At 59.3% G+C, this 9,917-nt stretch carries 20 protein-coding genes; 9 read left to right on the top strand and 11 right to left on the bottom strand.

Annotation, left to right across the window (positions count from 1 at the left end; genetic code table 11):
- Positions 1–88: 88 nt before the first annotated feature.
- The 11 genes from QME24_RS03135 to QME24_RS03185 form a co-directional block, all read right to left on the bottom strand.
- The gene (locus QME24_RS03135; protein ID WP_281690776.1) at positions 89–505 is read right to left on the bottom strand and encodes a recombination protein NinB; all 417 of its coding nucleotides are present in this window, start codon (positions 503–505) and stop codon (positions 89–91) included.
- Entirely contained in the window at positions 498–677 is a 180-nt protein-coding gene (locus QME24_RS03140; RefSeq protein WP_070086165.1) for a hypothetical protein, read from the bottom strand. Before QME24_RS03140 ends, QME24_RS03135 begins: the two co-directional genes overlap by 8 nt.
- Positions 670–1,197 (bottom strand): ead/Ea22-like family protein, encoded by a 528-nt coding sequence (locus tag QME24_RS03145; protein ID WP_281690777.1) that lies wholly within the window; start codon positions 1,195–1,197, stop codon positions 670–672. Before QME24_RS03145 ends, QME24_RS03140 begins: the two co-directional genes overlap by 8 nt.
- Entirely contained in the window at positions 1,194–1,532 is a 339-nt protein-coding gene (locus QME24_RS03150) for a hypothetical protein (protein ID WP_281690778.1), read from the bottom strand. The genes QME24_RS03145 and QME24_RS03150 overlap by 4 nt, the downstream gene beginning before the upstream one ends.
- Positions 1,532–1,774, bottom strand: a complete 243-nt coding sequence (locus tag QME24_RS03155) for a hypothetical protein (protein ID WP_015269578.1) — start codon at positions 1,772–1,774, stop codon at positions 1,532–1,534. Before QME24_RS03155 ends, QME24_RS03150 begins: the two co-directional genes overlap by 1 nt.
- Positions 1,774–2,580, bottom strand: coding sequence for a hypothetical protein (locus QME24_RS03160; RefSeq protein ID WP_024086963.1), 807 nt, complete (start codon positions 2,578–2,580; stop codon positions 1,774–1,776). Before QME24_RS03160 ends, QME24_RS03155 begins: the two co-directional genes overlap by 1 nt.
- Positions 2,567–3,472, bottom strand: coding sequence for a helix-turn-helix domain-containing protein (locus tag QME24_RS03165; protein WP_031324594.1), 906 nt, complete (start codon positions 3,470–3,472; stop codon positions 2,567–2,569). The genes QME24_RS03160 and QME24_RS03165 overlap by 14 nt, the downstream gene beginning before the upstream one ends.
- Positions 3,469–3,837: a hypothetical protein gene (locus QME24_RS03170; RefSeq protein ID WP_024086962.1), complete on the bottom strand. Its 369-nt coding sequence runs from the start codon at positions 3,835–3,837 to the stop codon at positions 3,469–3,471. The genes QME24_RS03165 and QME24_RS03170 overlap by 4 nt, the downstream gene beginning before the upstream one ends.
- Complete coding sequence (locus tag QME24_RS03175) at positions 3,834–4,691, bottom strand: BRO family protein (protein WP_044039727.1); 858 nt, start codon at positions 4,689–4,691, stop codon at positions 3,834–3,836. Before QME24_RS03175 ends, QME24_RS03170 begins: the two co-directional genes overlap by 4 nt.
- 333 nt (positions 4,692–5,024) lie before the next feature.
- A complete protein-coding gene (locus tag QME24_RS03180; protein WP_019751332.1) occupies positions 5,025–5,231 on the bottom strand; it encodes a hypothetical protein in 207 nt (68 codons plus the stop codon).
- A 30-nt stretch (positions 5,232–5,261) separates the two neighbouring features.
- The gene (locus tag QME24_RS03185) at positions 5,262–5,501 is read right to left on the bottom strand and encodes a hypothetical protein (protein ID WP_054572365.1); all 240 of its coding nucleotides are present in this window, start codon (positions 5,499–5,501) and stop codon (positions 5,262–5,264) included.
- Positions 5,502–5,539: 38 nt separating this feature from the next.
- Between QME24_RS03185 and QME24_RS03190 the strand changes: the two genes are divergently transcribed.
- From QME24_RS03190 to QME24_RS03230, 9 genes are all read left to right on the top strand, one after another.
- Positions 5,540–6,337 carry a LexA family transcriptional regulator gene (locus QME24_RS03190; protein ID WP_260776763.1) on the top strand — a complete coding sequence of 266 codons (798 nt, stop codon included), beginning with the start codon at positions 5,540–5,542 and terminating at the stop codon, positions 6,335–6,337.
- A 3-nt stretch (positions 6,338–6,340) separates the two neighbouring features.
- Complete coding sequence (locus QME24_RS03195; RefSeq protein WP_281690779.1) at positions 6,341–6,781, top strand: hypothetical protein; 441 nt, start codon at positions 6,341–6,343, stop codon at positions 6,779–6,781.
- A 2-nt stretch (positions 6,782–6,783) separates the two neighbouring features.
- On the top strand, positions 6,784–7,023 hold the full coding sequence (locus QME24_RS03200) for a hypothetical protein (RefSeq protein ID WP_260776765.1): 240 nt from the start codon (positions 6,784–6,786) through the stop codon (positions 7,021–7,023).
- A 107-nt stretch (positions 7,024–7,130) separates the two neighbouring features.
- On the top strand, positions 7,131–7,454 hold the full coding sequence (locus tag QME24_RS03205; RefSeq protein WP_099816102.1) for a hypothetical protein: 324 nt from the start codon (positions 7,131–7,133) through the stop codon (positions 7,452–7,454).
- Positions 7,454–7,975: a hypothetical protein gene (locus QME24_RS03210; protein ID WP_281690780.1), complete on the top strand. Its 522-nt coding sequence runs from the start codon at positions 7,454–7,456 to the stop codon at positions 7,973–7,975. Before QME24_RS03205 ends, QME24_RS03210 begins: the two co-directional genes overlap by 1 nt.
- Before the next feature lie 106 nt (positions 7,976–8,081).
- On the top strand, positions 8,082–8,390 hold the full coding sequence (gene bamE / locus QME24_RS03215; RefSeq protein WP_232858308.1) for an outer membrane protein assembly factor BamE: 309 nt from the start codon (positions 8,082–8,084) through the stop codon (positions 8,388–8,390).
- 385 nt (positions 8,391–8,775) lie between these two features.
- Positions 8,776–8,976 (top strand): hypothetical protein, encoded by a 201-nt coding sequence (locus tag QME24_RS03220; protein WP_280091218.1) that lies wholly within the window; start codon positions 8,776–8,778, stop codon positions 8,974–8,976.
- Between the two features lie 63 nt (positions 8,977–9,039).
- Positions 9,040–9,228, top strand: a complete 189-nt coding sequence (locus QME24_RS03225) for a hypothetical protein (RefSeq protein WP_280091219.1) — start codon at positions 9,040–9,042, stop codon at positions 9,226–9,228.
- Positions 9,229–9,589: 361 nt separating this feature from the next.
- Positions 9,590–9,901, top strand: a complete 312-nt coding sequence (locus QME24_RS03230; protein WP_280091220.1) for a hypothetical protein — start codon at positions 9,590–9,592, stop codon at positions 9,899–9,901.
- Positions 9,902–9,917: the final 16 nt, after the last annotated feature.

Genomic DNA, 9,917 nt, shown 5'->3' on the forward strand with positions numbered 1-9,917 from the left:
CTGGCCAGGGATATCCAGATACCCAGAACCTCAGTGCCCAATCGCTTCTCAGCTATGCAGCGGTGACATTCGCATTCCTTGTGATTGTTCAATACCGGCCCTCCCACAGATCCTTCTGACTCCACCGAACGCCATGCTCGGCACCGAAGGCTTCGATCCACAAAAGCAGGCTCGCGCACTGCTTCACGCTCAGCCTGCTTGTGCGCTCGTACACGACGTCGAAGCCGTTACCGTCTACCGCAGGGATCATCTGCGGCTTCTCGCCGCTCTCGCGAAGCCAGGCGGCCGTCAGGAGGCGCTTCCAGATCAGGACGTCCCACTTCTTGCCGGCGTGCTCGACCTGCTTGGCGATATCGGACAGGCAGGCGTGCAGTTTCTTGTTCTGCTCACTGCTGCGGTCTTGGTCCTTGATCACGATCTTCTTGGGCCGGGTGAAGTCCTGGGCCTGCAGGATGACGAAGAGACGATTGGCGTCGGCCATGCTGTGCATCACGAAGTCAGTCAAGGTCCACCCCCTTCATGCGAGCCAGGAGCTTCAGCTTGCCGACCTCTTCGCGCAGGTCGCGCAGTTCGGGCAGCAGCTTTTTCAACTGCCAGTTTGTGCCGACAGCCCAGCCCATGGCGTATCCTGCAGAGGCACACATCAGCAGGCAGGCTGTGATGAATAGGTCAGTCATGGCTCTTCTCCTTGGCCATGGCCGCCTCAATGATCTCGTCAATGTTGTCGCAGTAGCCGTAGATGTCCTGCACATCGCCTCGGCAGTTCACTACGTCACGGACAGCGCATCTGATATTTCCGTCAACCTGGCCGCTGATTTCGCCCAAGGCCTTGCGCAGCGCCTCGATCTCGGCCTTGAGATCTTCAATGATCTGCTCATAGCGCTCCTGCCCGGACTTGTAGTCTTCGTTCTCGGCCTTGAGCTGGTCGCGCTCGGCCTTGAACGAGGCAGCTAGCGATTGCTCGACCTGATCCAGTCGAACAAACCAATCTTCAAACTTGGTCAGCCGCTCGATCTCCGCAAGCAGGGCCAGGATGGCCGCAGGGCTGGCAGCGGCGATGAATCGGCCGTCATCATGGTGCAGGCCATGGGTTTCGCCGGTCTTGTCGTCGCAATAGCGCAGATCGCCAGCGGCATACCATTCATCGCTGCCAGAAGCCTCGGCCAGTGCCTTCAGCTTCTCTTTGTCGATGGTCATGGCATCACCTCGACCTTCAAGCCCTGGGCCTCGATGGCGTGCCTGCAAGCAGCGAAAGCGCCCATTCCGTCGGCAGCTATGCCTGACGGACTAGGAAGCTCCACCACAACGGCCTCGCGGGAGGCCTGCCAGGCCCACCAGACCATCTCTACCCAGTAGTTGTCGTACATTCCCTGCTCACGCCTGCGCACCTCGTAGAACGATGGATTGGTGAGGAAAGCGCCGTCCCGCTTGAGGAGATGAATGGCAGAATCCCTGAACCCTTCGCCGAACTTGGCCACCTGCTCTGCGATGAAGGCTGCCTCGAACTGCTCGCGCATCTTGTTGGTGTCCATCAGTGCGCCTCCTGCGTGAACAGCACGTCAAATCGCTCGTCCGGGTACGAAACGGCGTAGCCCAGCTTCTTGCCTGTGGCGGCCTCGTCCAGATCGCACAGGCACTCATCCTCATCCAGCGCCCGCCCGGAAAGGCTCACCAGATCGGAGGGCTGGCAGCCAAAGGAGCGAGCCAGTTCGTAAACGCTCGTGACCACGTCGCCGGAGCCGTCGAGCTTTTCTGTTTCAGCCCAGGTACACATCACATCCCCTCCCCGGCCGGCTGCCCGGCGCGCTTGATGTTCAACTGAGCAATGGCGACCCGTGTCTGCCGCTTGCGTAGGTAGGTGTCGACCCGGCGGCGCTGGGCTTCCTTGGCGCGCTGGCGGTCTTTCTTGGCCTTGGCGGCTTCAAGGATGCAGCGCACTTCAGCGATCTTCTCCCGCACCTTGGGGCTGGCCTGGGCGCGAACCTCACCGGTGAGCAGGCCGGCAATGGCCTCGCCGTCTTGGGTGATGGGCGCAATGCGCAGGTCAGCAAGGTACTTGGTCCCGGTCTCGTGGCTGATGAGCTGGGCGCGGACTGCGGATTCGATCGCCACTACCCGGCGGCCGGCGTCGTAACCCAGCGACACCTCCCACTTGGCGGGCTGGTCCTCGGCGCGGGCGAAGCTGACAAGCCGCTCATAGGCGCTCATGAAGGCCATCCGGGCGCCGATCTTGTCGCCGGCCTCAAGGATTGGAGCGGAGGCGATCATGGCCTGGCGGATTTCTGTGGTGAGCACGACCGTTTCATGCTCGTCACTGGCCGCCAGGGCAATCGACCACGCCTCATCCTTTCCGGGGCGGGTGTCGGCCGCGTGGATGTGCTTGAGCACCATCCCAAGCGAAAGGCGGCCGGCTGGCTCTCTGCGGCACGCACGCAGTGCACCGATGATCACGCCAGGCTCATAGGCCGAAAGGTCCTCAGCGATGAGCTGAGCGCCTCCAGCGCTGATTGCCTGCCCCATTGCCTCGGCAGTGGCGCAGATGGCCACGGCCAGTTCGGCTTGCTGGTCAGAGGAAAGCATTGCGCTTACCTCCCTGGCCGTTGCGGATCGCGTCAGCCGCTTCCTGCGCCGCGTTCATGTTCGCCTGGGTCTGCTCCTGCTGGCGGGCAGTGGTGGCGTTCATCTGGCGGTTGGTGACCCACTGGGTGTGGTAGGCCTCGGCCTTGGCCAGCAGGTCGCCCAGGTTGTGGCAGCCGTTGATCAACCGGGCGTCGTTGATCGTCAGGAAGTACGCGGCCACATGGTGAGCCACGTCGATCCCGAGGCGGCTGATCAGCTGCCCAACCTGCCCGCCTGCCTTGGCGTTCCATACCGGCCACGCGTGGTAGCGCTTGCGATAAGCCATGGCGTAGTTGGCCCAGGCCTTGAAGGTTTTGCAGGACTGGTCCTTCGGCCCTGGCATATCTGCCGGGATCTCGCAGCGCGGTTGCTGAGCCGTAAACGGAACCACGATACCCTCCGCGACCACGGCTTCAGCCTGGGTCGCAACTGGTTCAGTGACTGGTTCCTTTACTGATTCAAAAGAGTGACTGGTTCTGGGTGCAGCTCCTGCACTACCCCCTAGTGAATCTGCTGCACTAGGGGGTGAACCTGCTGCACTACCCTGGTGAATCTGCTGCACTACCCCTAGTGAATCTGCTGCACCACTCAAAGTCAGGTAGTAGACGTTCGAGGAGTTACCCTTCGGTCCGCCCTTGCGGATCTCCTTGCGCAACAGGCCGGCACCGCACAGGGTGTTGATGTGGTTCATTACCGAGCGCTTGCTGATCTCGCACTGATCGGCGACGTGCTGGTACGACGGCCAGCACTCACCCATGTCGTTGGCGTTGTCGGCAAGCTTGATCAGCACCAGCTTGCGCAGCGGGTTGCCGACCTTGGTCTTCATGGCCTTGACCATCAGTTCCATGCTCATGCTGCGCGCTCCGCCCTGGCTGCAGCACCACGCCGCCACATACCCACGACATGCCGGTATGCCCTGAACTTCAGTCCGGTCCCCGGTGGAATATCATTCGCAGCCTCCTCCAGATCGCAGCGGACCTCGCTGTAGCAGTAGGCGCCGAATTCGGCATCGCGGTACTCAGTCGAATTTAGATCGTTGACGTAGAAGTCACGCGCAGCCTCGCAGTGCGCGCATGTCTTGTAGGTCGACACGTCGCCTTCCCAAAGGCCGGTAACGAACTCATAGCGGTCGCCTGGCTCGATGTAGCCCCGGCATTCGGTGCAGGTGTGACGCTTGCGCGCGACGCGGTGCGTTTCGGTGTGGAATTCTGGATTCATGCTGCACCCCGCACGGCCTTGTCGTGGGTGTGCAGCCCATCCCAGTTTTTCTTCATGGGCAGCTCGCCGGCCAGGTACAGTTCGTACAGGCGCACGGCGCCCTTGCGCAGCAGGATCGGCGTGTAGCTGATGAACGCCTCCTTCCCGTGCGGGGTGATCTCCTGCTGGTGCTCGGTCATGTACTTGTCGCGGGCGTACGCGGCTACGCGGTAGCGGGTACCGGACTTGCTCTCGTTGTAGAGCCAGCTGCGGCCTTCAAGGAAATGGCCAACCTGCATCACGTTGACCCCATTCAGGCCCTTGCAGAACTGAACGTGGCTCATGCCTTCCTTGAACAGGTTTTCCAGGTGGTCGATCTTCTTGGCCTGGGCCTCGACTTGGACGGTGAGCAGGACGCGGGCTTTCTCCGACTCCAGGGCCATCTGGAGGATTTCCAGCTTGCTGAGGTCGGCGGGCTGGGCGGGGGCGGTATAGCCACCCGTTTTGCGAATGCTGGGCAGCACTTCGCTCACCACCCATTCCTCGAAGCGTTCGGCTTGAGGCATCTTCGAGCGCATTACCAGCCGGTAGACGTCACGCTCGGGGATGATGTTTGCCGACGGGCCAAGGGTGAACGAATCGTTCACCCCCACCGGGCGCGGGCTTTTGCAGTGGTCGCGCACTGCTTTCTGTGGATTGGAGTAGCCAAGACCTTCAGCCACATCACGGGCAGAGAACCAAGGCTCACCATCAACGAGCACGACACGAACGTCGAACCCCTCGAAATTGAACAGGTTTACTGTCCGTGCCACGAAATCGTGGTTCGCATTTTGTGGCGCGAAGGCCACGGTATTGCTTTGGATGGTCTGGTGCATATATGATGACCTCACACAAGCGTTACGAATGCAGTACAAGAAGCCACCCTGCCCGGTGGTTTTTTTGTGCCTGCCATTTGAGGGTCTCTTCAGCCCCTATGTGAGGGCCTCACCTATCCGGTAGAGGGCCTCTTCAGTCCCACCAGCTCCAGAACCGGTGCCTTTCGCCTTCCTACGAATACCGTTGCGCCGGACGTAATTGCTTCGAGCAAGACCTCATTCACGGCCTCCTCAAACGTCCAACCCCTGGCTTCCATCAGGCGATGAATCTTGGCTCTGGTCTCTGGCGGCACGTTCTCTTCACAAAATTCCATCGTGCCCTCCTGAGGGCCTCTAGCCCGCGATATCCTTCAGATCGTCAGGCATGAGGGCTTCGATGCCGCCATTCACAGCGGCCCACTCAAGCATCTCGAACAGGTAGGTTGCGTACTCGCGGCGAGCCTTGTGGGCGGCTCGCTGAAGCTGCCGATCGAGCAACGGGTACAAGCGAACCTTTCTGGCCAGGTCCCGGCGCTGTGTCAGGGGGTCTTTGAATCCCATAGGGGTACTGCTCCTTGCGGTTGAAATTGGTTAGGCGGCTGTCTTGGTTGGCGCGGTGGCAGCCAGAAGGCGCTGAGCCTTGAGCGGCTTTCCATTCGCTTTTGCCAGAGCTGCGATCTTTTCCGCGTAGCTGGTCTCGCCGGTGTATTCGGTGCGCGGGAGGCAGCCAGCGGTGAGCCACTTGTAGACGGCGCGCGGCGTTTTCCCGCAAGCGAGCGCAACAGCAGTTACGCCGCCTGCGTCATCGATTGCCTTCTTGAGCTCCTGCATGGGGCCTCCAAACGAAATATGAACTGTCAGTACATATTATGTCGGAACTGAAAGTACATGCAAGTGCGTGCGATATTGAACCTATGGTTCAGATAGAAGAAATACGCGCAGCCTTCGCGGCGCGCCTGAGGGAAGCCCTGCTCGCCAACGACATCCCGTCGTGGGGCGCTGGTGCTCGTCTTGCGAAACTTGCCGGCGTTACGCCGAAGGCCAGCAGCAAGTGGCTGAACGGAGAATCGATGCCGGGCGGCGCCAAGATGCTTGCCCTGGCGTCAGCCCTCAAGGTGCGAGTGGAGTGGCTGGAGTACGGGCGTGGCGCCATGCGCGACGGTGATCAAATGCCTGCGAAGCAGCTGGCATCTCAGCCAGCGGACGTACCGGCATTCCCCACTGAAGAGGATGAGGAAGACACCTACGTCCACATCAAGCAGTACACCGCTCTGGTTTCAGCAGGCCCCGGCCAGTCCAATGATCACGTCGAGGTTAGGGGCACGCTGGCGTTCAAGCGCGAGTGGATTCGATTCATGAGCCTCAACCCGAAAAACCTAAAGGTAATTTATGCCCAAGGCTCAAGCATGGAGCCAACCATCAGTGATCGCGATGTACTACTGATCGATGAGTCGAGAATCGACCCCGTCGACGGGCAGGTTTTCGCCCTCTTCAGCGAGAACAAGGGGGCAATCGTCAAGCGCCTCATTTTCTCTGACCTGGAAGGATGGATCATCCGTAGCGATAACCCGGACAAAGCGCTCTATGCAGACCTGAAAGTGCCAGATGGAGAGATCCATGAGCACCGCATCCTTGGTCGCGTAATTTGGCGCGGCGGAGTCCTCTAGCTCATGGAGTACAGGTCCGGGGATCAGGCGTGGCCTGACGAAATCGTCACGTACTTCATGTTTGCCGCAACCATGCAGCTGAGGACACCATATTGCGTCCTTGAGCGACACGGCGAGACCTACTGGGATCGATCAGCACCACCTCCAATCTTCATCTGCGAAGAGTGGCAAGGGATATGGATTCCCCAAACCGAATTTTCTGACCGCATGGTTCCTTTCTCGCAAATGGCATCTGAGATTGGCCCCGTGCCTACGCACGGAAGCGATTTTCACCGTTTTCTGCTCTCGATCAGACAGCTAGCCGAAGGCATTGATGGCCCAAATGAGCGTTGCGAAGCCATCTTGCAGGAGTGTCTACGGGAGCCTTGGTCAGAGATCGTCGAGAAGCTCGGCGGCGCAGAGAAGATCTCAGACCGGTTTTCCGGCAATGTGAAGAAGGTCTAGCCATGCCCCTAACCAAGCCCAACCAAGAACTCCGCCGCGACCTTCAGGGCCTGGCCTCTGACCTGAAATGGTCGGCGGTCGAGCTGATGCGGATTGCTGAACGACTGAGCCTGGCCGGAAACGAGCATGACGCCCAGGCAGTGATCAGGATCTGCCAGGTTATGCAGGCTGGGGAGGATAGGTTGGTGGGGTATGGGGAAGAGGTGAAGGCGGGGCGGATTGAGCGGAAAAAAGCCGAGTAGTACCTATTCGCTGGCCAGCTTGGCCGGCGTGGCGGCGACCTGTAGCAGCACAGAAAAAACGCGTAGCAGCGATTACAACTTAAGCCAGCATAGCCAAGGAGCAGCTCATGGCTGACGATGATCAGAGCCCAGATGATGAAGCTGAAGACGAATTTTTCAAGGAGCGGGTCAGGAACCTGAAGATACCCAGGAACGCGCTCAGGGACTTTATGGAAAGACTTCGCCCAGGGCGTCAATGTGAGTTCTGCAAACAGGGCGTCTACGAGGCTGCTCCAGCCCCTGAGGGTGGTACCGCTGGGATTCTGTCCACTCCTGTCCCGCACATAAAAGGGCTTGGCGTCTGGTTTTACTCGGCGACCTGCAACACCTGTGGTGATACTCGGTTCTTCCATGCCAACAAGGTGCGAAAACTCATGAGTGAACCGCACTGATGCATGCTGTTGCCGATGATTTCTATGATCTGATCAGAGAGGGCCCTGGACGCCCGCCGCGTGACTTCACTGGATTTTTCACCGAGATCTTAAACCGGACGGCCGAGGTAGAGGTCGAGCCCCTGGTAATGGACGATGAAGGATTCTCCGACAGCGAGGTCTATACTCAAACCTATATCCATGGAAGAATCACAGTTATGAGTGCTTTCCGGAAAGACCTATTTGTGTCGGTCACCCTGCCCCTTCTGGGCCTGGGGGCGTTGGTCTTTGCCGCAGTTGGTGGCTCGTTTGTCTATACCAATTCCTCTTTCACTAGGCTGGATGATCATTCGCGATCAGCGCTCACCAGTATGGGGCAATTGGAAAAGGCCCAAGGCATTACGAACGAACAGATTGCCTCAATGGTGAAAGCCCAGGAGGCTACCAATCAGAAGCTTGAGAAGATCGCCGACACCCTGGGATCGCTGGACAAGGCTGTCGAGGTGCTCAAGGTAAGCCAGAAAGCCACGCCTGGAAGCTGATCACTAACCTTTCGATATAGCCCGCCCCGTGCGGGCTTTTCTTTGCCTGCGTGATGGCTCATGGCCAGAGTGGTAGGATGGCGACTCAATTCACAGGGAGGTCGCCATGCTTCGCCACATCCACCGCTTTCTTCTCGCTGCCGTAGTCGTCGCTCTGGCTGGGTGCGCCGGCACACCATTCACCTTCGGCCAGGCCAGCCAGGTTAAGGTCGGCATGACCGAGGATCAGCTCTACGAGATCATGGGTAACCCCTACATGGTCACATCCAGGGAAGAGGGCCAGATGTGGATCTACAGCCATGCCACCGCCTTCAGTGGCGCTAAGACCGTATCCTTCGAGACGAAGGACGGCAAGGTGACCAAAGTTCCGTACATCCCGAAGGACTTCATCGCCAAGCCAAGCCCTGACGAGTGATCCACCAATCCCATGAAGCCCGCCTAGCGCGGGCTTTTTTGTGGGCGCAAGAAAAATGTGTACTTTTGGTACTTGACGACTGTGAACCACTGGTACATATTTACACCCATCGAGGCGCTACACAGCCCCTCGGGAGGCCCTCAAGCCTCACCGCTCTTTAACAACCAAGACCGCCGAGCCTGCAGGCATAGCAGGCCACCATCCCCACAGGGCTCTGGTGCGATCAGGTGTGCCGCAATAGAGCGGCATCCAAGCGGCGCGCATGCCTCGACAGATGCAGGAAGCGCGATACCGGGTGAGCGACCGGGGCCTGAGAGAGAAACAGACGATTTCTCGGTGCGCCTCAAGCGGGGCGCATCAGGGGGAATCCACTGGAGCAATTCGAATGACCACGATTATCCAAGACCGCTTCGATAGCGGTGCCCAGGTGAGCCTGGGGATGGACAAGAACGAAGGCGAACTTTTCGTCTTCCACTGCCCAGCAGGCCAAGGCTGCAAGGTCAGCAAGTGGCCGCTGGATAGCTACCACATGCCAATCGCGATGGCTCATTACGAGCAATGTCTCGAGCTGGAACGCGCAGTCTGATTTCACTGGCTGGCCTTGGCGACAGGGCCAGACGGGAAATCAACCGCCCTGGAGGGCAAGACGATGAGCGACATTTTCCACCAAGTGATGGATCAGAACTCCTGGGTCTGCGGGCACCTTGAGATTGAGCCTGGCATTCAAATGCCGGGCCGCGTGCTCGGCGTTTGCATTGACATGCAAGACGCTGATGCGCCGATCTTCATCAGTGCTGACCAGCTTCGCGCCATGGCTGACGCCGTCGAAAGCCAGTAATCCCTGACAGCCGGAAAGACGGCCCGATGCCCTGCTCCCCATCGCAGGCTGCATCGGGTTTTGATTTGGTGCGGACACTATCCTTGTAAGTCGTCGACATCGGCGCATTGATAGTCACCCGCTAAGCGCAGGCAATTACCTGTACGGCCAGATCAAAACCCGATGCAGATGCACGGCCCTGATAGCCAGGGCACCACACCGAATCGGTCCTTACCTACCTCAGTAGGTGTTTCGCCAACGGCCATCTGCATCACCCCTTCCCTTCACATACGACCGCATCGACAGGTGCCGGGCTGGCTTTTCACGCCCAGCTTGGTCACTGGTGCCCGTCACCTGATCAATGCGGTTGCGAGGTAAGCCAATGAGCCAATACACGGATGCGGTCGTGAGTGCCGCACAAGCGCTGGAGAAAGCAGAGGCCGCCCACAAGGTCGCAGCAGAGCGACTTGCCGCTGTTCGCAATCACTGCGGGCAGCGCGGCTATTCGGTCACGGTCAACGGCGTGACGGTTGCGGTTTCGGAGTGCGACAGCCGCACCTACCAAGGGAAGCTAATCCGAGGCCGAGAAATGATTCACCTAGGCGCGCTCAAGGCCCTTGGCGCAGAGCTTGATGCGGCAGAAAAGCGCGTTCAGGAATGGCGCGCCTACCTGGCATCAATCGTTATCAAGTAACCCACCACCTGGAGGC

The sequence above is a fragment of the Pseudomonas sp. PARCl1 genome (assembly GCF_947311875.1).
Taxonomy (GTDB): Bacteria; Pseudomonadota; Gammaproteobacteria; order Pseudomonadales; family Pseudomonadaceae; genus Aquipseudomonas; species Aquipseudomonas juntendi.

What these genes read in the sequence shown, in the direction of transcription:
- QME24_RS03140 (WP_070086165.1), bottom strand. Translation starts at nt 677, where the DNA reads ATGACTGACCTATTCATCACAGCCTGCCTGCTGATGTGTGCCTCTGCA.
- QME24_RS03145 (WP_281690777.1), bottom strand. Translation starts at nt 1,197, where the DNA reads ATGACCATCGACAAAGAGAAGCTGAAGGCACTGGCCGAGGCTTCTGGC.
- QME24_RS03150 (WP_281690778.1), bottom strand. Translation starts at nt 1,532, where the DNA reads ATGGACACCAACAAGATGCGCGAGCAGTTCGAGGCAGCCTTCATCGCA.
- QME24_RS03155 (WP_015269578.1), bottom strand. Translation starts at nt 1,774, where the DNA reads ATGTGTACCTGGGCTGAAACAGAAAAGCTCGACGGCTCCGGCGACGTG.
- QME24_RS03160 (WP_024086963.1), bottom strand. Translation starts at nt 2,580, where the DNA reads ATGCTTTCCTCTGACCAGCAAGCCGAACTGGCCGTGGCCATCTGCGCC.
- QME24_RS03165 (WP_031324594.1), bottom strand. Translation starts at nt 3,472, where the DNA reads ATGAGCATGGAACTGATGGTCAAGGCCATGAAGACCAAGGTCGGCAAC.
- QME24_RS03170 (WP_024086962.1), bottom strand. Translation starts at nt 3,837, where the DNA reads ATGAATCCAGAATTCCACACCGAAACGCACCGCGTCGCGCGCAAGCGT.
- QME24_RS03175 (WP_044039727.1), bottom strand. Translation starts at nt 4,691, where the DNA reads ATGCACCAGACCATCCAAAGCAATACCGTGGCCTTCGCGCCACAAAAT.
- QME24_RS03180 (WP_019751332.1), bottom strand. Translation starts at nt 5,231, where the DNA reads ATGGGATTCAAAGACCCCCTGACACAGCGCCGGGACCTGGCCAGAAAG.
- QME24_RS03185 (WP_054572365.1), bottom strand. Translation starts at nt 5,501, where the DNA reads ATGCAGGAGCTCAAGAAGGCAATCGATGACGCAGGCGGCGTAACTGCT.
- QME24_RS03190 (WP_260776763.1), top strand. Translation starts at nt 5,540, where the DNA reads ATGTCGGAACTGAAAGTACATGCAAGTGCGTGCGATATTGAACCTATG.
- QME24_RS03195 (WP_281690779.1), top strand. Translation starts at nt 6,341, where the DNA reads ATGGAGTACAGGTCCGGGGATCAGGCGTGGCCTGACGAAATCGTCACG.
- QME24_RS03200 (WP_260776765.1), top strand. Translation starts at nt 6,784, where the DNA reads ATGCCCCTAACCAAGCCCAACCAAGAACTCCGCCGCGACCTTCAGGGC.
- QME24_RS03205 (WP_099816102.1), top strand. Translation starts at nt 7,131, where the DNA reads ATGGCTGACGATGATCAGAGCCCAGATGATGAAGCTGAAGACGAATTT.
- QME24_RS03210 (WP_281690780.1), top strand. Translation starts at nt 7,454, where the DNA reads ATGCATGCTGTTGCCGATGATTTCTATGATCTGATCAGAGAGGGCCCT.
- bamE (WP_232858308.1), top strand. Translation starts at nt 8,082, where the DNA reads ATGCTTCGCCACATCCACCGCTTTCTTCTCGCTGCCGTAGTCGTCGCT.
- QME24_RS03220 (WP_280091218.1), top strand. Translation starts at nt 8,776, where the DNA reads ATGACCACGATTATCCAAGACCGCTTCGATAGCGGTGCCCAGGTGAGC.
- QME24_RS03225 (WP_280091219.1), top strand. Translation starts at nt 9,040, where the DNA reads ATGAGCGACATTTTCCACCAAGTGATGGATCAGAACTCCTGGGTCTGC.
- QME24_RS03230 (WP_280091220.1), top strand. Translation starts at nt 9,590, where the DNA reads ATGAGCCAATACACGGATGCGGTCGTGAGTGCCGCACAAGCGCTGGAG.